Source organism: Trichococcus sp. ES5, from assembly GCF_900067165.1.
GTDB lineage: Bacteria > Bacillota > Bacilli > Lactobacillales > Aerococcaceae > Trichococcus > Trichococcus flocculiformis.
Map to the genome: position 1 here is coordinate 1 of NZ_FJND01000019.1, position 23,652 is coordinate 23,652.

The 23,652-nt window shown below is 49.0% G+C and carries 19 protein-coding genes; 6 read left to right on the forward strand and 13 right to left on the reverse strand.

All coding sequences use genetic code 11. The features are described 5' to 3' along the window. Nucleotides 1-459 (forward strand): transposase (locus tag TES5_RS12150; protein WP_198143353.1); only part of this gene is annotated, 459 nt, incomplete at its 5' end. A gap of 81 nt (nucleotides 460-540) precedes the next feature. On the opposite strand, the gene TES5_RS12155 is transcribed toward TES5_RS12150, so the two are convergent. Beyond that, nucleotides 541-726, reverse strand: a complete 186-nt coding sequence (locus tag TES5_RS12155; RefSeq protein WP_068562260.1) for a hypothetical protein — start codon at nucleotides 724-726, stop codon at nucleotides 541-543. A 319-nt stretch (nucleotides 727-1,045) separates the two neighbouring features. On the opposite strand from TES5_RS12155, the gene TES5_RS12160 reads away from it, so the two are divergent. Then, entirely contained in the window at nucleotides 1,046-1,363 is a 318-nt protein-coding gene (locus TES5_RS12160; RefSeq protein ID WP_068562261.1) for a carboxymuconolactone decarboxylase family protein, read from the forward strand. 19 nt (nucleotides 1,364-1,382) lie between these two features. After that, entirely contained in the window at nucleotides 1,383-1,796 is a 414-nt protein-coding gene (locus TES5_RS12165; protein ID WP_068562262.1) for a cupin domain-containing protein, read from the forward strand. 516 nt (nucleotides 1,797-2,312) lie between these two features. Here TES5_RS12165 and TES5_RS12170 read toward each other — a convergent pair. The 5 genes from TES5_RS12170 to pgmB form a co-directional block, all read right to left on the reverse strand. Continuing rightward, on the reverse strand, nucleotides 2,313-5,177 hold the full coding sequence (locus TES5_RS12170) for an alpha-L-rhamnosidase (protein ID WP_068562263.1): 2,865 nt from the start codon (nucleotides 5,175-5,177) through the stop codon (nucleotides 2,313-2,315). A 203-nt stretch (nucleotides 5,178-5,380) separates the two neighbouring features. Beyond that, complete coding sequence (locus TES5_RS12175; RefSeq protein WP_068562264.1) at nucleotides 5,381-6,757, reverse strand: MFS transporter; 1,377 nt, start codon at nucleotides 6,755-6,757, stop codon at nucleotides 5,381-5,383. A gap of 96 nt (nucleotides 6,758-6,853) precedes the next feature. Further along, entirely contained in the window at nucleotides 6,854-7,858 is a 1,005-nt protein-coding gene (locus TES5_RS12180; RefSeq protein WP_068562265.1) for an AraC family transcriptional regulator, read from the reverse strand. 83 nt (nucleotides 7,859-7,941) lie between these two features. After that, nucleotides 7,942-9,621 carry a glycoside hydrolase family 3 protein gene (locus TES5_RS12185; protein WP_068562266.1) on the reverse strand — a complete coding sequence of 560 codons (1,680 nt, stop codon included), beginning with the start codon at nucleotides 9,619-9,621 and terminating at the stop codon, nucleotides 7,942-7,944. After that, complete coding sequence (gene pgmB, locus TES5_RS12190) at nucleotides 9,615-10,304, reverse strand: beta-phosphoglucomutase (RefSeq protein WP_068562267.1); 690 nt, start codon at nucleotides 10,302-10,304, stop codon at nucleotides 9,615-9,617. Before pgmB ends, TES5_RS12185 begins: the two co-directional genes overlap by 7 nt. Before the next feature lie 194 nt (nucleotides 10,305-10,498). Between pgmB and TES5_RS12195 the strand changes: the two genes are divergently transcribed. Next, nucleotides 10,499-10,975, forward strand: coding sequence for an RpiB/LacA/LacB family sugar-phosphate isomerase (locus TES5_RS12195; RefSeq protein ID WP_068562268.1), 477 nt, complete (start codon nucleotides 10,499-10,501; stop codon nucleotides 10,973-10,975). Nucleotides 10,976-11,333: 358 nt separating this feature from the next. Further along, a complete protein-coding gene (locus TES5_RS12200; RefSeq protein ID WP_068562269.1) occupies nucleotides 11,334-12,617 on the forward strand; it encodes a DEAD/DEAH box helicase in 1,284 nt (427 codons plus the stop codon). A 305-nt stretch (nucleotides 12,618-12,922) separates the two neighbouring features. On the opposite strand, the gene metF is transcribed toward TES5_RS12200, so the two are convergent. The 6 genes from metF to rhaB form a co-directional block, all read right to left on the reverse strand. Then, nucleotides 12,923-13,783, reverse strand: a complete 861-nt coding sequence (metF, locus tag TES5_RS12205; protein WP_068562270.1) for a methylenetetrahydrofolate reductase [NAD(P)H] — start codon at nucleotides 13,781-13,783, stop codon at nucleotides 12,923-12,925. A gap of 17 nt (nucleotides 13,784-13,800) precedes the next feature. Next, the gene (metE, locus tag TES5_RS12210; protein WP_068562271.1) at nucleotides 13,801-16,083 is read right to left on the reverse strand and encodes a 5-methyltetrahydropteroyltriglutamate--homocysteine S-methyltransferase; all 2,283 of its coding nucleotides are present in this window, start codon (nucleotides 16,081-16,083) and stop codon (nucleotides 13,801-13,803) included. 458 nt (nucleotides 16,084-16,541) lie between these two features. Then, nucleotides 16,542-17,699: an iron-containing alcohol dehydrogenase gene (locus TES5_RS12215; protein ID WP_068562272.1), complete on the reverse strand. Its 1,158-nt coding sequence runs from the start codon at nucleotides 17,697-17,699 to the stop codon at nucleotides 16,542-16,544. 25 nt (nucleotides 17,700-17,724) lie between these two features. Beyond that, nucleotides 17,725-18,549: a rhamnulose-1-phosphate aldolase gene (rhaD, locus tag TES5_RS12220; protein WP_218587630.1), complete on the reverse strand. Its 825-nt coding sequence runs from the start codon at nucleotides 18,547-18,549 to the stop codon at nucleotides 17,725-17,727. A 10-nt stretch (nucleotides 18,550-18,559) separates the two neighbouring features. Then, entirely contained in the window at nucleotides 18,560-19,816 is a 1,257-nt protein-coding gene (locus TES5_RS12225) for an L-rhamnose isomerase (protein ID WP_068562274.1), read from the reverse strand. A gap of 4 nt (nucleotides 19,817-19,820) precedes the next feature. Next, nucleotides 19,821-21,269 carry a rhamnulokinase gene (rhaB, locus tag TES5_RS12230; RefSeq protein WP_068562275.1) on the reverse strand — a complete coding sequence of 483 codons (1,449 nt, stop codon included), beginning with the start codon at nucleotides 21,267-21,269 and terminating at the stop codon, nucleotides 19,821-19,823. 117 nt (nucleotides 21,270-21,386) lie between these two features. Between rhaB and TES5_RS12235 the strand changes: the two genes are divergently transcribed. After that, nucleotides 21,387-22,358, forward strand: coding sequence for a helix-turn-helix domain-containing protein (locus tag TES5_RS12235; RefSeq protein ID WP_068562276.1), 972 nt, complete (start codon nucleotides 21,387-21,389; stop codon nucleotides 22,356-22,358). Between the two features lie 263 nt (nucleotides 22,359-22,621). Here TES5_RS12235 and galE read toward each other — a convergent pair whose 3' ends face one another. After that, nucleotides 22,622-23,632, reverse strand: a complete 1,011-nt coding sequence (galE, locus tag TES5_RS12240) for a UDP-glucose 4-epimerase GalE (protein WP_068562277.1) — start codon at nucleotides 23,630-23,632, stop codon at nucleotides 22,622-22,624. Nucleotides 23,633-23,652 lie beyond the last annotated feature (20 nt).

Below are 23,652 nucleotides of genomic sequence, written 5' to 3' on the forward strand. Positions count from 1 at the left end.
CGCGATTATACAAAATTGAAGAACTACTGGAAATTACTGCTTATGGATCAAGACAAGCTGGACTTCACCAATTTCCGCTACCACAGACTCTTCAAAAAGGGCATGTGCGATAAAGATGTAGTCGATTATCTATTGGGAATAGACCTCACTCTGAAAGCAAATTATGATGCCTATCAGACTATCAAATATGCGGTGAACCATAAAGAAAAAGAACTGTTTAAAAATTTTCTGAATGAAACCCATAAATCCCTTTCACCCAACATGACAAAAGCCATTAAGTCACTCAAGGTCGCCGAAGAATACATTCTCAACAGTCTCTCCTATACCTACTCCAACGGAGTAATCGAAGGGATAAATAACAAAATAAAGGTCATCAAGAGAGTCTCTTACGGCTACAGGAACTTCATTCATTTCCGTAATCGGATTTTTATCCAATTCAATCTGCTTCAGGCAATATAAAAAAACAAACCCCAAAAGAGAAAAATTCTCTTCTGGAGTTTGTGAATGTGGCTCCCTTATTTCAACAGATAAAATGTCTCATCAACACCATTTGACAGAGAGCCTTTTAATGATTGTTGCGATAATAAAGATGATCGTAAAATAGGCAAAGGTAAAAAGTAACGGGACAAGCAGTCCGTCCAAACCAGTATTCGTGAATCCTTGTGTCGCTATCGCTAATGTTGCTATAAATAATAGCGTATAAATGACAATTCTTTTCTTATCCATAGGCCACCTCTTTCAAATTTTTATGCATCCTACCATCTAAAAAAACAAAAAAATTCAGCTCGTTCCATCACTAAGCTATAATAATCTCATTATACACTAATATATGACAAGCAATCGAATAGAAGCTCTTACATGAAGCCCGAATTTTCTACCCTTTTCAGAGAATGCTCAAATTGAACAGGCCATGTGCTTTCACCTCCATTTTCAAAGATACAACAGTACGATATTTTGAGAACGGAAAAGAATTATGAACTCGCGCTTGACTTAAAGTGCACTCTAGGGAGTATGCTGAATGTAATATTCCTAAGGAGATGATTTTATGGCAAAAGTAACTGCAGGAAGAGATTTATTGGGCGATTTTGCGCCAAAATTTGCTGAATTGAATGACGATGTTCTGTTCGGGCAAGTCTGGTCGCGGGAAAAGGAATTCGCGCCGCGCGATCGTTCTATCGTCACCATCACAGCGTTGATTACAGGCGGAAACTTTGAACAGCTTCCGTTTCACTTGAACAAAGCCAAGGAAAATGGCGTGACCAAAGAGGAACTTGTGGAAATCATCACGCAGCTCGCGTTCTATGTCGGTTGGCCGAAAGCATGGTCCGCTTTCAACATCGCCAAAGAAATTTACACAGATTAATTTTCAGGAGGAAAAAAATATGGCAAAAAACGAAGAAGTAAAAAAAGGCGTCATTTTCCCGATTGGAGATGAAAACACAGCTTACGCGCAGTATTTTATCGGCCAAAGTTATTTTAATGCACTGGTGGCTGATCCCGAAGTGGCTGTCGGCGTCGGCAATGTGACCTTTGAACCCGGTTGCCGCAATAACTGGCATATTCATCACGACGGTTACCAAATTCTGTTGGTCACCGGCGGAGAGGGTTGGTATCAAGAAGACGGCAAGCCTGCCCAATCATTAAAGCCAGGGGATGTCATCGTGACCCATGACGGTGTGAAGCACTGGCACGGTGCCGCCAAGGACAGCTGGTTCGAACACATCGCCATCACCGCAGGAATACCGGAATGGTTGGAACCCGTTGCTGATGAGTTTTACGAGGAACTTCACCAATAATTGCAAAAAAGAATGTCCTACCTTGAGTTTCAAGGCCGGATATTCTTTTTTGATTGTATGGTATTAATGAAAAAAATTAGCGGTGGCCGTTAGTCTGAGAAACGCGCTCTTGTCGGGCCTCCAACTCCGGCGAGGCAGCTGCCTGCCGGAGGACACGCTTCAGATCCGACTGCACCGCCTGCGAAGTTCGCCTCCCCGGAGATCACATCTAATAATGTTGGCCGAACTCCGACGAAGCCTCCGTTCATCGGAGGAGAAAGATCAGGTGACCTGAACTCACGTCAGATTACCATTCACCGTCGCATCAATCTTCCACTATATAGACCGCCGCTTCATTACCGGTGTGGTTCGCGGCAACGATAATGTCACGATCTGCTTCGTTCACCACCATGATATTGGAAGGCCCGCTGTCTATGTCGACGATTTCGGTTTTGAATTCACCGTCCACATATTGAATATAGAACAGGTCGCAGTTTTCGCGACGGATGCCGCCTCATTCTTAAGTCATTATCTCCATCAGGCAAACGATGCATTCATCTGCTCCAGGACTTGTTCGCTGACAAAATTGGAAACAATCGGCAGGTCCTTGAAGTTTTCCATTGGCTTATCCAGATACTGCAAGGCCACGTCATTGTTGCGCATCATAGGCAATTGTTCGAAGATCACTTTTCGGGCTGGTGTATATTCCAATAGTTCCCGGTAGGACATCTCGGTTGTGACTTCAGGGCAATAGTTCCGTGTCGGCATGTACGTGACGCGGTATTCACCTGCTTTGACTGTGACTGTTAGGCCATCCTCAGCAGCCACGGCAGACCGGAGCCACTCCGTTTTCTGCGCTGTTTCAAGCGACATGTCCGGCAGGGTGATGGTGGCAGCCGTCCCGAAAGGCACGCGGAAAGCGAAATCCAATTGTCCGTCAGCCAGAATCTCCCACGCACTTTCGATACGGCCGGATACCGATTGATAATACCCTTCCGCTTTGCCCAACTGCGCACTTGGTTGCGGTGACAGGAAGAAATGTTTGTATCCTGGCTGATTGCTGTCCGCCTGGATGCCCAGGACGCAACGATACAGCCATTCCACGATAGATCCATAAGCATAGTGGTTCAGGGAGTTCATGTCCGTTCCGGAGATTTTTCCGTCCGGCAGAATCGAATTCCAGCGTTCCCAGATGGTGGTTGCGCCCATCTTCACCGCGAACAGCCAGCTCGGATAATCCTCATTCAGCAATAAACCATACGCCAGTTCGTTCATGCCGTTCTTGCTCAAAGCTTCCGCAAAATACGGCGTCCCGACGAACCCGGTCTGCAGGTGGACACCACTGGAAATGACTTTATCATAGAAGTCTTTTGTCATCCGCTCTTTGAATGTTTCCGGGCAGAGATCGAAATAGTGGAACAGTATGTAGGCAGTCTGGGTCGTCACCGCCAGACGTCCCGTAGTAGTCAGGTATTCATTTTGGATGGCTTGTTTCACTTCCAAGGCCAATTGGGTGTACGCCAACGCATCATGCGTATTGCCCAAAACCTCCGCGGCCCGTGCCAGCAAGGAAGCCGAATGATAGTAGTACACGGATGCAACCAGAGCAGTGTCGGTGCCGCCCATCGGTGAGTGCGGATTATCCCCGTCCAACGCCAACCAATCGCCGAACTGGAACCCGCTTGTCCAGAGGCGTTTGTCTCCGGATTTCGTATCTTCGCGAACGATATAGTCCACCCAATCTTTCATGGTCGGGTAGTGTTCCTTCAGCAACGAACGATCGCCGTATTGTTCGTAAAGCACCCAGGGAATGACTGTCGCCGCATCCGACCAGGCGGCTGCGCCGGATCCGGTAACGAATCCGGCATCTCCTTCCGGCTTGATCTGTGGAACAACAAATGGAACGGATCCATTGAGCGCTTTTTGCTCCAAACGGAGATCGTGCATGAATTTTTTGTAGAAAGCCGGAGTGTACATATTATAGCTCGCTGTGCGGGCAAAAATCTGCGCATCACCAGTCCAGCCCATGCGCTCATCCCTTTGAGGACAATCCGTCGGCACATCCAGGAAATTACCTTTTTGCCCCCAAAGCGCATTCTTCAGCAATTGGTTCACATCCGGATTGGCTGTGATCATGCCGCTCGTCTCTTCCAGTTCGCTCTGGAGCACGTATCCTTTGAAGCCTAGATCCTGTTCCAGGAGATCGACACCGGTTATTTTGGCGTAGCGGAAGCCGTAAAATGTAAAGTACGGACGCACTTCGGCCGCTTTACCATTGCTGATGTAGGTGAATTTCGCTTCCGCCGTGCGTAGATTATCGCGGTAGAAGTTGTCTTCCTGCAGCACTTCGCCGACTTCATAGGTGATGACGGTTCCATCCGGCACATCCGCGGAGAACGTGATCCATCCGGTCATGTTCTGTTTGAAGTCCAATACTTGCTCTCCTGCAGGGGTAATAATCAGTTCTGGCACGAAGGCATCCACGATTTTAACCGGAACACTCAACCGTGCCTGAAGTTCTTCGGTATCCGTATCGCTCAGTTGCATCCGTTCCCAGCAAATAGCTGATTCTGATTCGCTGTATTTGTTCCAACCGTCGATTTCCAGGTTCGCGTCATACACTTCCCCGTCGTATATGCTACTGGAGACGAGCGGCCCCTCAGCGACTTCCCACGTATCATCGCTGGCGATGATTTCTTCCGTTCCGTCCTCATAAGTAACGATGCATTCCGCGATCAGGCGGAACTGATCCCCGTACAGATCTTCATATCCACCGTCGAATCCGAAGCGGCCTTTGAACCAGCCGTCCCCCAGCATGAAGCCGATCGCATTTCCACCTGCTTGAAGGGCTTCTGTGACATCGTACGTCTGGTATTGCTGCCAAAAATCATAAGAATGGAAGCCGGGAGCCAAATATTCGTCACCGATTTTTTCTCCGTTCAGATACAGTTCATAAATACCCAGTCCTGTCGCATAAACGCGTGCCTTACGGATAGGTTTTGCAGGCAGGCGGAACAGTTTGCGCGCAAGCGGCATCCTTTGCAATTGTCGGGCAGGTTCGATCCATTTTCCGGTCCACAGTTCCTCTTCCTTCGCCGTCTCGAAGTAGTGAATTTCGGAAGAAGACTCGTCTCCACTAACATTCTTCGCAATCACTTTCCAGAAGTAGCGCGTGCGCGGCTGCAGCTTGATTTCCGGCTGATAGCACAGCGAATCCAAATCGGCTTGCATCCTGCTGTCATGGATGACCTCTTCAAAGTTCTCATCCAGTGCGATGAGGACACGGATTCCCTGCAATTCCTCCTCAAACGGCGCTTCGATTATCCACGATAAAGCCACCGTGTCCATCAAAAAGCCGATAGGATTCATTAGGTAATTGGTTTTCAGATTATATATATTCATTGTGTGTGCTCCTGTCTTAAAAAATGAGAGTGGGACAAAAGGCATTTAGGCCCGGACCACTGGAGCGAATAAGCGCAAGATTGTCGCAGACCATCTGAGCATTTTTCGTGAAGTGGAACCAGGGCATGCCTTTTGCCGCACGTTTGCGCAAATAATATTCGGATATATAATTTCAGGCTGGGTTTTTGTCCCAGCCTGTAACATTATCCGTTCACTCGTTTCGCTTTCAAGTCTTCCGCAATTTCAGGAAGTTTTTTGTCCAAGTCATAGAACAGAATCAACAAAATGCAGATTGCTGTGAAAGCGAGTGGCAGATAGGCGAAGATTGCCTTGATCGCGAATAAAGCTTCTGTTGATTGCGTTGCCCCTTGCGACACATAGCCGCCAAGTCCTAAAACGACACCCAGAATCAGCCCGCCCACTCCGGAGCCGACTTTTTCGGCAAAAGTTCCTGCCGAGAAAATCAAACCTTCGCTGCGGATGCCCGTTTTCCATTCACCGTAATCGGCAACGTCACCCAACATAGCGAAGCCTGCGACAGCTCCCGGCGCGATACCGAGTCCGCGGATGATCAAACCAACCATAATCATCGTAAAGTTTTCCGGGAACACCGCGATGATCAACAGACCTATCATCATTACGATGCCTCCGATCAAGGTGATCGTTTTTTTGCTGAATTTGCTCAACAGAACAGGCATAAACACTGCACCTACCGCAATCGGCATAAAAGAAAGAATACCGATTACTGCCACTTTTGCAGGATCTCCCAAAATCCATTGGGCATAAAAAATGTTGATGCCACCCAAACCAGAGCTGATGAAACTCATTAGCATATATAGAATCATGATGACCCAGTATTTATTCTGCAACAGCGCCTTAAGATTCTTTTTCAAAGGAACCTTTTCGACAGCAACAGCAGACTCGATGACGCGTTCCTTAGAATTTTTGAACAGAATCAGCAACAGCACTGTCGAGATACCCCCGAATAGAGCGGCCATCCATGTCCAAGCCTGTTTATCGCCACCGAAGAAGTTTACGATCGGCAAAACCGCTGCAGTCACTCCCATCGCCCCCACGAATCCAGCTAAGGTGCGTGATGTCGATAGGTTGCCGCGATCGACCGGGTTCGATGTCGTAGTACCGATCATTGCGTTATAGGGAACCATCGTCGCCGTGTATACACCAGCCAAAGCAATCACATACGTTACGAAAGCATAGATGGCTTTGCCCGTCGATCCCAAGAAATCAGGGGAAGTGAATAAAAGTATCATTGCCAAAGCATAAGGGATTGCCATCCATAAAATCCAAGGTCTGGCCTTTCCGTGTTTCGAACGTGTCTTGTCGACGATCGCACCCATCGCCAAATCGGAAGCGCCATCAAAAAGTCGCGCCCATAACAGGATGTTCCCGACGATGACTGCGCTCAGGCCGACCACATCGGTATAGTAATAAGTGATGAAGGAACTGGCCGTTGTCAGCATCAGATTGGCCGCCAGATTCCCGAAACCGAACGTCAGCTTCTCACTCAGCGGCAGCTTGTTTTCGTCTATTTGATCCAAAATTCTTGTTTCAGTTACCATAATTATTCTCTCCTTTGTTCTGTTTTGTTTACACCCTTATTAAACCGCTTTCGGCAAAGGCTTACAATGTCGCCTGAACAGAACAAAGTGGCCAAACTACAGGTCTCTGTGCAAGGCTTCCTCGCGGATCTGACCTGGCGTCTTGCCGTGCGTTTTTTTGAAGGACCTGAAGAAGTAGCTCGTGTCCAGATAGCCGATTTCCTCGGATATTTCCTCCATCGAATAATTTGAATAAAGCAGCAGATGGTGCGCGTGAAGCATGCGTTGGCGCTGCAGCAATTGCTTGAAAGTGTCCCCCGTCTCTTTTTTGATCAGATTCCCCAAATAATTCTTGTTGAAGCCCAATTGTTGCGCCAACATTTCCAAAGAAAGCGTGCGGTAATCCTTTTCGATGATGGCCAAGGCTTCGGTGACGACCTGATTGTGGTGCCGTTGCTGCCCTTTTGTTTCTTCTTCAAATGTGCGCGCCAGCTCCATGAACAGTAATGGAAGATAGAGGTGGATCACTTCGATGTTCGGTTCAGTATCACCATAGTATTCCTCCAGGATATAATGCATGAACGTTTGGACTTTTTTGTTTTCTCCCGTCCTGAACACCAAAAACTGATCCTCTTCGTGGGTGCGTTGGCTTGCCAACACCAGAAACTCAGTCAATACCCCTCGTTTCCTCACAAGCTGCTGCAGAATTTTGGTGTTGATCGTCTCTACTTTCAACAGAACATTGATGAGGATATCGTTCTCGCCCAGTGCCAGGAAAGAATGCGAGCTGCCCCGATCCAGCATGATGATGTCACCTTCATGGAGGATGATTTTTTCACCGCTCACTTCCTGAGTGCAGGAACCGGAATACATATAGTTCAATTCCAGAAACTGATGGTGATGCAATGGCATATCCGAATAGCGGTTGTGCTTACGGATATGGACGTCCCCTTTTTTGAAGAACATTTCCTCACTCAGAAGGAAATCGCCATTCAATCGGAACTTATCCCCACTCAAAATCAGTTCATCGAGAATGTCCGGATCCGTCACATTAAACCCGGATTTCCGTTGCTCTTTTTCAACTTTGGTTTCTTCCTTTAAAATACGGTCCAGTTCAAACATTTTGCGGCTCACCCTCTCTCATTGTCTCCTCCACCATTATACAGAAAAACCCAACCGGACTCATCGGGTTGGGTGCATAAAATCTATCTGCGTGCATCCATCAACCCACAATAAGGATCAATCGGACTCACGCCCTTGAAATCGCTCTTGCCAAGAATTTTAGCTACAAGCGCTTCGATGACTGCTTGGTGATTGTCGTAGGTATTGATGTAGGTCTTCACCATTGGAACATCCATGAGATGGTACGGATTCCCCAGACTCGCAAATACGGTCGGCACTTCATCGACGAACCACGGGATATTGTTCCCCTGGCCGAAGAACGTATACCAATTGATTCTTGTCGTTGTAGCATTACTGCGGTTTTCGACATTGGCCAGATAGAGGACAGCATCATATTTGGAACGGAACTGGGAAACGGATTCGAATCCGGTCGTGAAATCTTCTGGCTGATACAGCGTCACCTGGAAGCCTTCCTTCTCCAACAGCGGCAGCACCTTGGAAAAGATTTGGGTATTCGATTCCTCGTAAGGCCCGAGCAGTTGCAGTAACAGACGAGGCGTCGCGTCCGGCCGTAGCGGTAGGTTACCGGCTGTATCTTTGACGAGGGTGATGCCTTTGTCGGCGGCTTCAGTAGCCCATTGGACGTGTTGTTCCGCCTGCAGGACGGCCAGTTCTTCCTTTGCCGGAACCAACAATGCATCCGCCTGTTTTTCAGGCAACTTCAATGCTGCTTTCATCGCCAGAATGCGGGTGACGGCTTCATCGATGCGTTCCAACTTCAGGATGCCATTTTCAATCCCTTCCTTCATGAAGCGGATATCCTCCTCCAAGTCTTTGTTGAACAGGAAGATATCACAACCGGCAGCGATTGCTGTCGGAACGGCCAAACGCCGCTCCATCGCCGCGCAAAAACCGACCATCGGCGTCGCATCACTTGTGATGACGCCATTGAATCCGAGTTCCTCGCGCAACAGTTCCTGCATGATAACAGGAGATAAGGTGGCCGGCAGAAAAGCATCTTCTTCTGATTTCTGGACCGCCGGCAAAGCAATATGGCCGATCATCACCGATAATGAGCCTGCTTCGATGAGGCCCGAATAGACTTTACCATAGGTACTCCGCCATTCTTCAAGCGGCAAAGTGTTGACTGTCGTCACCAGATGCTGATCACGGAAATCGATGCCATCCCCGGGAAAATGCTTGATCGAAGCCGCTACTCCGTTTTGCTGCACGGCTTCAACAAAACCTTTTGCATAGTTGAGGACGGTTTCGGGATCACTGCCGTACGTGCGCACATTCGTGATCGGATTATGAAAATTGTAGTCGATATCCACGACCGGCGCGAAGGCCCAGTTCACGCCTACTGCCGAACCTTCTTTGGCGCATACTTCACCAAGATGGTGCCCAAATTCGGCATCCTGACCAGCCGCCAACAACATCGGATTGCCGATGCGCGTACCGTCAATAGCGCTTCCCGTACCGCCCGCTTCCAGGTTGGCTGCGATCAGCATCGGAACCTTAGCTTGGTGCTGCAGATAGCGGTGGGCTTGCTGCACTTCTTCGCCTTTTCCAGGACGGAACAGCAAGCCTCCAATTTTTTTGTTCACAGCCAAGTCAAACAGTGCCTTTTCGTCCGTGGACATGCCGATTGGGCAGAACAGCTGCCCCACTTTTTCATCCAACGTCAAGTTTTCCAAAGTTAGGTTCACCCATGCTATTTGTTCATCCTTCAGATAAAAAGGATTCCCCTTCAAATCTACCATTCTTCAACACGCTCCTTCATCGTAGTCACTTTGCGTACAATTTCTTCCAATTTCAAATCTTTTGTAGCCGCCACTTCGATATCTGGAAGCCACTCAGCAAAGATAGGGATGGCGATGGCTACAGCGGGCATACCCGCCCTTTTGATCCCTTCAATACCAGCCAATGAGTCTTCGAAACCGATGCATTCCTGTGTTTCCAGACCCAAAGCCTGAGCAGCCTTTTCAAAAATCTCTGGATGCGGTTTGTTCTGTTTCAGCGATTCCGGATCGACGACGGCATCGAACATAGCCGATAGACCCAGTCTTTCCAGAATGAGCGGCGCATTTTTGCTGGCGGAGGCGATCGCCATGCGGTAGCCTGCATTCTTTGCCTCTTCCAGGAGTTCCGGAATACCCGGCAGGATGTCCGCTGCTGTGATTTCCGCGATCAACTCCAAGTAATGCGCATTTTTTTCTTTCAAAAGCTGTGCTTTTTCTTCCGAATCAAGGAGAAGTGTCGGATTCTCAGCCAAAATAAGTTCCAAAGATTCCGTTCTGCTGATGCCTTTGAGGCGTTCGTTCCATTCGCGGTCGATCGCGATGCCCAATCGATGCGCTATCCTTTTCCATGCCAAGTAATGCCGTTCAGCTGTATCAGTGATGACACCGTCCAAATCAAATACCAGTCCTTTTATTTCGCCCATTTGTCTACTCCATTCGAAGAATCCTAGTTTACACCTTCATCTTACATAATTGAGGCATCCCGAACAATGGCAGAATCAAAGTGGCTACTGTTCAAATCACAGGTTTGTTCTGGCTTGATCTGTAAACTCAGTCTGTACTCCTCTCGCCGTTTGGCTTATACTTTTGGTTAATGATAGATAATGGAGGGATTTAGATGAAAATTGCCGTTTCCAGCGACCATGCCGGCTTCGCATTGAAAGAAGAAGTCAAAGCTTTACTCGAACAAGAAGGCCATGAAGTGCTCGACTTCGGACCTTACAACGAAGAACCTTGTGACCTGTCCGATTATGTTTATCCTGCCTCACTGGCTGTGGCAGAAGGAAAAGCCGACCGCGGCATCTTTGTCGATGGCGTCGGTTACGGCAGTGCCCTGATCGCCAACAAAATCTACGGCGTCTATGCGGCTGTCTGCCAAGATCCTTTCTGCGCGAAACTGGCGCGTTCCCACTCCGACACGAATGTTCTCTGCCTCGGCGGAAAGATCATCGGATCGGCATTGGCGCTTGAAATCGTGAGGGCTTGGATGACGACCGATTACCTCAGCGATATCGAAAAATACACGAACCGCGTCGACAAAGTGAAAAAGATTGCCGAAAAGCATCTGAAGAAATTGGATGAAATACAGGAATAGTCATTCATGAATTTACTGCACAATGTTTGAAGAACAAATTACCCCAAAAACAAGACCGCACCGAAATGGATGAACGAATCCATTTCGGTGCGGTTTTTTTTGCGGGCTATTTCGGATGCCTCAACGCTTCCTCGCCTTGTTAACCCACTCATTATTCCACCCAAAAGCGGAATGCTATGACTTTTGCTTTCATTTGTGATATAGTAGGCCAGTCACGCTGTTGCTCAGAGTACCTATATAACGTTTCGTGGAGAGGCATTTGGCAAAATGAGAGTCCGGCTCTCTTTCCCAAACTGGCCTGACCCGAAACATACCCACTAAAATCAAATGCATGTAGAACATGCTGAAGGAGAACCATTTGTTATTTAAAGAACTAGAATTGAATCAACACCTGCTGCGCGCACTGAAAGAGGCAGGCTACACGAAAGCGACGCCCATCCAGGAAGATGCCATTCCGCATCTGATGAACAACAAGGATTTGTTGGGTTGCGCCCAAACCGGTACCGGTAAGACCGCTGCCTTTGCCCTACCGATTCTTCAGAACCTAACGGAACAAGAAACCGCTGGAAAAGGCGCCATCAAAGCGCTGATCCTTGCCCCTACCCGTGAGCTTGCCCTGCAAATCGGGGAAAGCTTCCAAATTTACGCTAAATACCTTCCATTGAAGATCCAAGTCATTTTCGGTGGTGTTTCCCAGAATCCACAGACAACCGCGCTAAAACGCGGAACGGATATCCTGGTCGCGACGCCAGGCAGACTGTTGGACCTTATCGGACAAGGCTACATCAAACTCAACCAGGTCGATTTCTTTGTCCTGGATGAAGCGGATATGATGTTGGACATGGGGATGCTGCATGATGTACGCCGCATCATCCGCGAATTGCCAAAAAAACGTCAGAGCATGTTCTTCTCGGCCACTATGCCGACTGAGATTGAAAAACTTGCGGGAACTATTTTGTCATATCCGGTGAAAGTGGAAGTCACTCCGGTTTCCTCGACTGTAGAAGTCATCCACCAAAGCGTTTATCCTGTAGCCAAGACCGACAAAACTGACTTGCTTATCCACCTGTTGAAGGAAGATACAGTGGAACGCTCGCTTGTCTTCTCAAGAACGAAGCACGGCGCCAACAAGATCGTCAAAAAGCTTTTGCAGGCGGGCCTTTCAGCTGAAGCAATCCACGGCAACAAATCCCAGACTGCGCGTCAACGAGCTTTGGAAAACTTCAAGACCAAAAAAACCAGCGTTCTTGTAGCGACAGATATCGCAGCCCGTGGTATCGATGTGCCTGAGCTTTCGCATGTCATCTTGTTTGATCTGCCTGAAGTTCCGGAAACCTATGTTCACCGTATCGGACGGACGGGACGCGCAGGACGCGGCGGAAAAGCCATCTCATTCTGTGATGAAACCGAAGCATCGTTGTTGCGAGACATCGAAAAGCTTATCAAGAGAAAAGTCCCGGTCGTAACAGATCAGCCTTTCCTGTTGAAAGAAGGCACTAAGGCAGCTGCACCACAGCCAAAAAAACCGGTTGCCGCGCGCAATAACGGAACTCGCGTCAAAAACCAACAAGGTCCAAGAGGCGGCCAAAAAGCCGCACAAAGACCGCGTTTCCAAACTAAACAAAACACGCAAAGCAAATGACAGACAAGAGAGCTCCCGCCGGAAATGGCGGGAGCTCTCTTTTTATGACAAAACTGATGAATGCGGCGGGATGAAACGTTTTGCTCCGGGGAACGGAGGCTTCGCAGGAGCTGACGCGTGCGCAAAACGCTCACCTCCGTCGAGCCCTCGTTCGACGGAGATCAGCCTCCGTCCGCGCACTCAGCTCCGGCAAACATTCGCTCGCAGGAGATCAGCTATTACCGTGATCCGCAACTCCTTTGAGAGGGGCGCTCACCGGAGGAAACCACCTTCTCCGGTAAGCGACGCCCAAACGAAGTTCACGTTCAAATCAGATTCTTGATTCCGTCGCAGATCCTTTTTGCGACGATCGGATTGTTCATCGTGTAGATGTGGATGCCATCCACATCATGCGCCAGCAGATCGACAATCTGATTGATCGCGTAGGCCATGCCGGCATCGAAAAGTGCCTCTTTGTTGTCTTCGTATTTGTGCATCACTCTGGAAAACTTTTCCGGCAAGGAGGCGCCGCAGAGCGTCACCATCCTTTCGATCTGCGCTTTGTTGATGACCGGCATGATGCCCGCCTCGACCGGAACGTGCATACCTGCAATCTGGATATGCTCCCGGAAGGAGTAGAAGGCATTGTTGTCGAAAAAAAGCTGGGAAATCAGATGCTGCACCCCACTGTCCACCTTTTCCTTCAGATGGGCGATATCCTCGATTTTGTTCTTCGATTCCGTGTGGCATTCCGGATAACAGGCGCCACTGATGGAAAAATCACCGTACTGCCGGATGAATTTGACCAGATCGCTGGCGTACCGAAAGTCCTGCTTTTCTTCCACGGCCGGATTTTTATCCCCGCGCAAGGCAAGAATGCTATCGATTTCGGCCTCTTTCAGTTCCTCCAGCAATTCGCAGATTTCGAATTTCGAAGAATTCAAGCAAGTCAGATGCACCAGCGGATCGATCCCGTATTGTTGCTTGATGCGTTTGGCCAATTCAACAGTCTGATTGTCCGTGTGGCTTCCACCGGCACCAAAAGTGACGCTGATGAAATCAGGATTCAGTTCACTCAGGATCGCAAGCGTCTCATCGATGTTCTGGATCGCTTTATCGCGCTTCGGCGGAAAAATTTCGAAGGAAAGCACCGGTTTTTTCTTTTGGAATTTGGATTCTATTTTCATCAGCCTTCACCTCTTTTTTAGACCAAAACTGCGTCTTTGATGATTTGCGCGGCCGCCACCAGATTGGCCAGGCTTTCTCTTGTTTCCTTGATGCCTCTTGTTTTCAGTCCGCAATCTGGATTGATCCATAGATTTTCCACGTCTATCTTCGTCAGCGCGTTCTTCAATACCGCTACCATCTCTTCGACACTCGGCACGCGCGGCGAGTGGATGTCGTAAACACCCGGTCCGACTTCCGTTTCGAACTGGTTCGCCTTCAAGGCATCGATGATCGTCAGTTTGGAACGGGAGGCTTCAAAAGAAATGACGTCCGCATCCATGTTATCGATATCCTTTACGATTTCCTCGAATTCGCTGTAGCACATATGCGTATGCACCTGCGTCTCCGGTCTCACGCCACTGTGGCAAAGGCGGAATGCCGGAATCGCCCAATCAAGGTACTCGCTCGCCCATTCTTCTCTGCGGATCGGCAACTTCTCCTTCAGAGCCGCTTCATCGATCTGGATGATTTTGATGCCCGCTTCCTCCAAATCGAGAACCTCTTCGCGGATCGCCAGACCGATCTGGAAAGCCATCTCCCTCAGCGAAATGTCCTCACGCGGGAACGACCAATTCAAGATTGTCACCGGACCAGTGAGCATCCCTTTGACCGGTTTGTCGGAAAGACTCTGCGCATATTCCGAATAGAACACGGTGATCGGGTTTTCGCGTCGGATGTCCCCGAAAATGATCGGCGGCTTGACGCATCTTGTTCCGTAGGACTGTACCCAAGCTTTTTCGGTAAACACGTATCCAGCCAGGTTTTCGCCGAAGAATTCAACCATGTCGTTGCGCTCGGATTCGCCGTGGACCAGCACATCCAGCCCCAGTTCCTCCTGCAGATCGATGCATTCTTTGATGAAGCCTTTGATGTTTTCATCGTATTCGGCTTTTGAGATCGCGCCTTTGCGGTACTTGCTGCGGTTCTGCTTGACTTCCCTCGTCTGCGGGAAGGAACCGATCGTCGTTGTCGGCAACAGACCCAGTTGCAGTTTCTCTTTTTGGATCGCTCTCCGTTTTTGTCTCGGAACGTTTCTGACAAAATCTCTTTCCGTCAAGCTCGCTACGGATGCTTGCACGTGCTTGTCTTCGTAGACCCGGTCCGCTGAAAAGACTTTTTGATTCGCAAGATAAGCTGCCTGCTCTTCATATCCGGATCCGGATGTGCCGATCAACTCCGTCAGCTCTTTGATTTCCTGCAGCCTTTCCTTCGCGAAAGCGAAATACTGGGAAACTTCTTCCGGCAAGCTCGTTTCGTTTTCCAGCGTGTAGGGAACATGCAGCAACGAACAGGAAGTGCTGATGACGATGTCGTTGCTGTATTTCTTCAACCCATTGACCAACGTGATGACCTTTTTGTAGTCGCTCTTCCAGATGTTTTTCCCATTCAGGACACCGGCAAACAATGTTTTATCAGCCGGAAAGCCATATCTTTCCAAAAGTTCCACAGTCTGTTTGCCTTCGATGAAATCAAGGCCGATGCCGTCGAAATCGAGGCCGACCACTTCTTCATAGCTGTCCCTGATATCGCCGAAGTATGTTTGCAGCAATACTTTTACGTTACCCTTATGCGCCAAGACTTTTTCGTAAAGGGCCGTGAACAGCGCTACATCTTCTTGCGTCAGATCGGTGACCAGGCTCGGTTCATCGAACTGCACCCACTCCACACCCTGTTCGTTGAACCGATCGAGGATTGCGATATAGGCATCTGCCACTTGGTCGGCAAAATCATTTATTGTTTTCGAGTCTTTGTATTTGGCCAGCTTCAGGAAAGTGAATCCGCCGATGAGGACCGGTTTCGTCAGCACACCGATTGCTTTGGCTTCTTCGTACTCGACAAAAGGCTTATCGCCCACCAATTTAATTTCGGTATTGTCGGACAGCTCTGGAACCAAATAATGATAGTTGGTGTTGAACCATTTCTTCATCGCCAAGGCTTTGGCGTCGCCCGCTACGCCCTGGTATCCGCGCGCAGCCGCAAAATAAGTGTCGCGCTCGCTCAAACCGAGCTGTCTGTAGTTTTCAGGCAACGCGTTCAACAGGACCGTCAGATCCAGCACGTTATCGTAATATGAAAAATCATTCGAAGGGATGTGGCTGATGCCGGCAGCCTGCTGCAGATTCCAGTGCATCTCCCGCAAACCCTTTGCGACTTGCTCCAACTCTTCTGTTGAAATTTCTTGCTTGAAATATTTTTCGGATGCGAACTTTAATTCGCGCAATTTACCGACCCTTGGAAAACCGATTACTGAACTGTTCATTTTGATTCCTCCATTTCATTTTTTGGTTCCTGCTGCAAAACTATCAATCATGCTTTTAAGTGTTGTACTGTTTGCTGATCATCATTCATCAGAAGGTGGTTTCAGTATGCCACGGAATCCGGATATAGGATAACACTTAATAAATATACGAAGTTATAGCTTTTCGCTATAACATCGTGCGGCCTGATCCTAGTTGACTGGAGTTGGACCGGGTTTTGTCGGCTGTTTTGAGCATTCCACGTTGCAGACAGCCGAGAGATCAGTCTTCTGTCGGCTTTTCGCTATTCAAGGTATCCTCAACAGCCGACATCCATTTCTATAACCGTCTTTTGGCACAGCAAAGAAGAGCCACCTCAAAAATCGAGGCGGCTCTTCTTTATTGTCGACAATCTTGTTTTGGACAAATTCGGATTATCTGCATTTCTTTGAAAACTTAGTAATTTTAGCTCAGGTGTGGATTATTGGAACAACTTTTTGTACATCGCAATCGTTTCTTCTAATGTCGGCGTGAATGGGTTTCCTGGTGCGCAGGCATCGATCATGGCATTTTTGGACAGGTAATCGTAATCGAATTCCTCTTCCTTGATGCCCAACTCATTCAATGAGGTTGGAATACCAACGACTTTGGACAAACGTTTGATTTCTTCGACCGTGTAATCCGCGCAGGCTTGATCGGATACGTCAGCCGTTACTGCCAAGCCTAATGCTTTCGCTACTTTGCGGAAACGTTCAGGTGCAAATTTGGCATTTTCAGCTTCCACAATCGGCAATAACATCGCGCAGCAAACGCCGTGCGGCAAGTGGTAGACGGCACCCAATTGGTGAGCCATCGAATGCACATAGCCAAGGCCGGCATTGTTGAAGGCCATTCCGCCCAAGAAGATGGCATTGACCATTTTGTCGCGCGCATCGAGATCCGTGCCGTTTTCGACAGCTTTCGGCAAGTATTCGCGGATCAATTCGATTGCTCCGGCTGCCAATACTTCCGTCACAGCGTATGCGCCCGGTGTTACCATCGATTCGATCGCATGTGTCAACGCGTCCATCCCGGTCGCTGCTGTCAATGATTTCGGCATCGTCAACATCAATTCAGGATCGTTCACGGAAATCTTCGCCAAGCTGTTTTTGTCGACCATAACCATCTTCACTTTGCGGTCTTCATCGGTGATGACGTAGTTGATCGTGATTTCAGCGGATGTTCCGGCAGTCGTGTTGATCGCCACAACCGGCAAGCCGGCTTTAGCGGATTTGTGCAAACCTTCGTAGTCCTGCGGTTTGCCGCCGTTCGTCAGGATGATGCTGATGGCGCTCGCTGCATCCTGCGGAGAGCCGCCACCGAAGGAAATGATGAAGTCGCAGTTTTCTGCTTGTGCCATCGCCACGCCTTCATTGACGTTTTTGCATGTCGGGTTCGGATCGACATCCGCATAGATCACATAGTCGATTGCCGCATTGTCCAACTCTGCCAAAACAACGTCGATCATTTCGCTTTTGGCCAAAAAGTTATCCGTTACGAACAAAGCTTTCTTGTAGCCAAGTTCCTTCACATTGCTGCCCAATTCCTTGATGCAGCCTATTCCGATCAGGTTTATTGCCGGTACATAAAAAGTTGCCATTTTCAATTATCCCCTTTTGATATAATTAGATATTCAAGTAGCCCGCTCTTGGGGTTACCGAGAAACGTTTGCCAAGATTGCTCAGTTGTTCGTCAGTGATTTCCTGTCTGATGCCGCCTTGCGATTGAACAAGTGTGTAGACAGTCGCTGATTTTTCAGCCGTTTCGACCAAACCGAAACACTCTTCCAAATCTTTTCCGGCTGCGTACAAACCGTGGTGCGGCCATACGATCAGACGGTATTCCTTCATTTTCTCGGCAGTCGCTTCGCCGATTTCGTTCGTTCCAGGCATCAACCAAGGCAAGATGCCCACGCCTTCAGGGAACACGACCAATGACTCGGTACACATTTTCCAAAGGATGCGTGTGAAGCTTCTTTCATCCAACTCGCAAGAGAAGGACATCGCCAACAGGTTGGTGGCGTGGCAGTGGTAAACGACACGGTTTTCAGGATCGACCGACAAGCGCGAAATGTGCGACATCAAATGAGCAGGCAATTCGCTTGTAGGAGCCGCTCCGTTTTCGTAGCCCCATAGCAGATCCACGCTGTTGCCTTCAGCAGTTACTTTCAGGATACCCAAGACATCAGCCGGATCATGGATGACGTTTTTGAAGAATTTCCCTGTTCCTGTGACCAGGAAATATTTCCCGGCCAAAGCTTTTCCGTCGAAAGCGATCGGAATGTTGCGTTTCACTTCGTTCAGATCCAGATATTCCGTAAGTTCCTCTTCTTTCAGCAAGTAGGACAAGTTGCCGCTGTTTCTTTCGTGCCAGCCGAATTTGTACATGACGTCCGTCAACAGCATGACTTCTTTGATGAATGGTGCTTCTAAAATGTTTTTCATTTTTATGATTTCCCCCTTATTTGCGTTCCGTCAGAATTTTTTGTTCGTAGTCTTTTACTTCAGTCAGCCATTCCGTACCAGCTGGTACATTTTGTTGTTGGCAATAGAATTCCCAGACAGCGCCGAATGGATAAGATTTCATTTCTTCCGTGACAGCCAAACGGGTTGTGAAATCGCCTGTGCTTTCGGCATCCTTCAATGTTTCGATCGGGCTCAACATGCCCAACAGCAAGGATTTCAATGTGCTGCGTGCGCCGATGACCATGGCTGCGACACGGTTGATCGTTGCATCGAAGAAGTCCATGCCGATGAAAGTTTTGTCCAACAAATCGTTGCGAACCAATGTTTCGCCGATGCGGGTAGTCGCTTCATCCAAGATAACCACATGATCGGAATCCCAACGGATCGGACGGCTCACGTGCAGCATCAAGCCTTTACCGAACGGCAGGAAGGCCGTGAATTTATCGGATACATCCTCGGTTGGGTGGAAATGTCCCGCATCGATTGTCCACAAGATATCCCTTGTCAAAGCGTAGGACAGGTAGAAATCGTTGGAACCGGTCGTGAAGCTTTCTGCACCGATACCGAAAAGTTTGCCTTCGACTGCATCCAGCATATGCGCATCATTGAATTTCTCTTCCAAACATTGATCCAACGCATCACGCAGGCGTACACGCGGCGACATTTTGTCGATTGGGTTGTCTTTGTAGCCATCCGGGATCCAGATGTTGTTCACGCAAGTTTGGTTCAGTTCTTCGCCGAAGTAAGCGGCCACTTTGCGGCTGCGTTTCACGTGTTCGATCCAGAACGCTTGCGTTTCAGGGTCATTGCTGGACAATGTGCCGTCTGTCGATTTTGGATGGGAGAAGCAAGTAGGGTTGAAATCCAGTCCAAGGCCTTTTTCTTTTGCCCATTCTACCCATTTTTCGTAGTGCTTTGGTTCGATCTGATCCAAGTCGATTTTTTCGTCCGTATCCACGTAGATGGCATGCAGATTAACTTTATGATTACCAGGGATCAGGCTTAAGGCTTTATCCAAATCGGCACGCAATTGCGCTGGCGTCGTTGCTTTGCCAGGGTAGTTGCCGCTGACGGAAATCCCGCCGGTCAAGGCTTGATCGGGGAACATGAATCCCAATACGTCGTCCCCTTGCCAGCACTGCAAGGAAACCTTGATTTGGCTTAATTTTTCAAGTACTGCATCCGTATCCACACCGATGGCGGCGTATTTTTGTTTCGCTAAAGCGTATGCTTCTTCAATAGGTTTAGTCATTTGTCTATACTCCAATCTTTTCTTCGTATTTTTTTAGGTGCTCCCGGTCTGCGATCGGGTTTGGTGGGTATTCTTCCACATGAATCTGACTTCTCAGCCATTTTCTGGCTTCCGCCAGGTCAGCAAATTCTCCAGCCGCAATCATCTGCACGAGCAGGTTTCCGATTGCGGTGCCTTCGGTAGGTCCGGCAACGACCAGCTTCCCGGTGACATCGGCAGTCAACTGATTCAGCAATTTAACATTCGCTCCGCCGCCGACGATGTGCAGCACGTCAATCGTTTCCTGCGTTAGTGCTTCGACTTTCTTCAGTTCATGCGCGTAGGCCAAGGCCAGATTGCTGTACACGCACATCACCAATTCGCCGGTCGTTTCCGGAACGATTTCGCCCCTTTCGCGGCAATAGGCTTGGATTTCCTCAATCATATTTGCCGGATTGAGGAAGCGCGGATCGTTCAGGTCGACATACTGCAGGAATGGTTCGACTGCATAGGCCATCTGCGCCATTTCGCCGTAGGAGTGGCGGTAATCCAGGTTGCGCGCGATTTCCTGCACGAACCACATGCCCGTGATGTTCTTCAGGAAACGATAGGTGCCGTAAGCGCCCCACTCATTCGTGAAGTTCGCTTCGTAGGCGGGACGGTCATTGATCGGTGCGTCGTTTTCGACACCGATCAATGACCAGGTTCCGCTGCTGAGGTAGGCCCATTTCCCGGCCAGCGCCGGCACGCCGACGATGGCGGATGCTGTATCGTGTGTCGCCGCAGCGATCACTTCGATTTTGGGCAGGTCATAAGTTTCCGTCAGATCAGCCTTCACATCGCCGATTTTCGTTCCTGGCACAACCAGTTCCGGGAACTTCTCTCTCGGGATGCCGACAAGTTCAAGCAAGTCGGCATCGAACTCCCCGGTTTCGAGATTCAGCATCTGCGAAGAAGACACATTCGTCACTTCGCCGACCATTTCCCCGGTCAAGCGGTATGCCAGATAATCCGGTACCATCAAAATTTTGTCGGTCTTGGCCAACAAGTCCTTGTCCTCTTCATACAGTTGATACAAAGTATTGAAGTTCAGGAACTGGATGCCCGTTTTGGCGTAGATTGTCTCTTTGTCGATCTCTTGCACCACTTTTTCCATCGTATCTTTCGTGCGTTCGTCCCGGTAACTGATCGGCAGCTGCAGCAATTGGCCGTCCGTTCCAATCAGGCAGTAGTCGACCGCCCATGTATCGATCCCGAGATGGCATTCCGTCACGCCGAGTGCCTTCAGTTTGGATAACCCAGTCAGGATTTCTTCGAAAATGGTTTCGATATCCCATCTGTCGGATCCGTCGATGCGGCTGAAGCCATTTTTGAAACGGTGCACTTCCTGCAACGCCAATTGTTTATTATCTATTTCCGCCAGCATGATCCGCCCGCTGGAGGCTCCGATATCTATCATCGTATAGTACTTCATTTACTTGTTTCACACCTCCGCCTTGTAATTGTTTACATTACTATTAAACAACTTCTGGATTTATGCTACAATGTCACTGAATTAGTTGTGAGTACCAAATATACAGGAGGTGTTGGGATGGATCTGATTGCGCTGTTATCGCAGGAATCTGTCATCGAAAAGGAACAGAAAAAGCGGCATAAATTTGTGCCCGATCTGCCGGAACTGGAGGGGGAGGCGACCCGGGCGCCAAAAATCAAGGAACATCTGTTTTTCGAAAACAAGGACATCTACATCAGCAAACACAACCGCTACGCCGCCTACCCGGAGCACTCGCACCAATTCCTCGAACTCAACTACATCGTGAAGGGCGAATGCCGCCAGATCATCAACGGCGTCCCTTACTTGTTGAAGGAAGGCGACATCCTGCTGATGGACACCGGCAGCGCGCATTCCATCGAAGCGCTCGGCAAGGACGATCTGCTTTTGAACATCCTCTTCAACAACAAAAGCATCTCGATCAACTGGCTGATGAACATGAACCACCACGACAGCATCCTCTACAAAATTTTGCTGACGAATGACCCACTGGATACGAATGCAGCCAACTTCATCCTGTTCCGCAATGAACAAAACGAACACATCAAGCAAATCATCAACAATATGGCCGATGAATATTTCTTCCCGAAGGTCTTTTCCGGAAAGATCATCAGCAGTTATCTGCCGATCCTGCTTTACGAATTGGCACGTTCGCTGCCGCACGAGTACAGCGAAACGTTCAGCAAAAAAGACCCCTTTTACGAGGTCCTCCAGCTGATCGATGCCGAATTCACGACCCTGACCTTGGACGCGGCATCCAAACGGCTGAACTTCAACAAAAACTACTTGAGCAACATGATCAAGAAGCGCAGCGGCCAGACGTTCACGGAACTGCTGAACGAAAAGCGGCTGCTGAAAGCCAACCTGCTCATCGAATCCACCGAAATCCCGATCCAGACGATCCTGACCGAAGTCGGCTTTTCGAACAAGACTTATTTCTATACGTGTTACAAAAACAGATTCCACTGTCTGCCATCGGAAGTGCGAAAAAACGGAGCTGTCTCGAAATGAGACTGCTCCGTTTCTTTTGTTGTTTAATGGTATTGTTATCTGTTTGTCTCTGGGGTTCGAAGTTCGTGGCGAGATTCTCCGTCAAAATGGATTTGGCGGTGAATCTCGAGTTGTCCGCGGACGTTTTCCCCCGCCAAAGTGGTTTCGGCGGGTTTTATGACTGTTGTTTGGACTGAAATAGCCCGCCAAAGTACTTTTGGCGGGCTATTTTTGAGCATATATTCAATTCTCATACAGAATCAACGAGTCTGTATAAGCTTTTTTCATTCGTAGCCGTTCGGATTATTCTTTTGCCAATTCCAGGAATCGCGGCACATGTCCGCCAATGTCTTCTGGGCGGTCCAACCCAGTTCTTCCTTGGCTTTGGTAGCGTCCGCATAACAGGTCGCTACGTCTCCAGGGCGTCTGTCGACAATTACGTAAGGGATCTCGACACCATTGGCATCCTGGAAGTTATGCACCAAGTCCAGCACGCTGTAGCCGGTACCTGTTCCTAGGTTGTAGATGCCAACGCCTTCCGTTTCCTTGATTTTGTCCAAAGCCTTGATGTGGCCTAAAGCCAAGTCGACGACATGGATATAGTCGCGGACGCCTGTGCCATCCGGTGTATCGTAATCATCACCGAATACGCTCAAGCGCGGCAATTTTCCGACCGCCACTTGCGTGATGTATGGCATCAGGTTGTTCGGGATGCCGGTCGGGTCTTCGCCGATCAGGCCGGATTCATGCGCGCCGATCGGGTTGAAATAACGCAGCAAGGCGATGCTCCACTCGGAATCGGCGAATGCCACGTCCTGCAGGATCTGTTCGATCATCACTTTTGTGTAGCCGTAAGGGTTCGTTGCGCTTGTCGGCAGGTCTTCCGTCAGCGGTGACACGTTGTTCATGCCGTAGACCGTCGCCGAAGAACTGAAGACGATCTTCTTCACGCCGTGGCTGCGCATCACATCGCACAATACCAAAGAGCTCGTGATGTTGTTGTGGTAATATTCGATCGGTTTCGCCACGGATTCTCCGACTGCTTTGTAGCCCGCGAAATGGATGACCGAGTCGATTTCCTCTTTTGCGAAAACGGCGTCCAAGGCTTCGCGGTCCAACACATCCACTTCATAGAAAGTCGGTGCTTTGCCGGTGATCGTTGCGATCCGGTTCAACACTTCCGGTTTGCTGTTCGAATAGTTGTCGACGATAACGACTTCCTGACCTGCTTTCAATAATTCCACTACGGTATGGCTGCCGATGTAGCCGGCGCCTCCAGTCACTAATACTGACATTTTATCCCCTCCACTTTCCT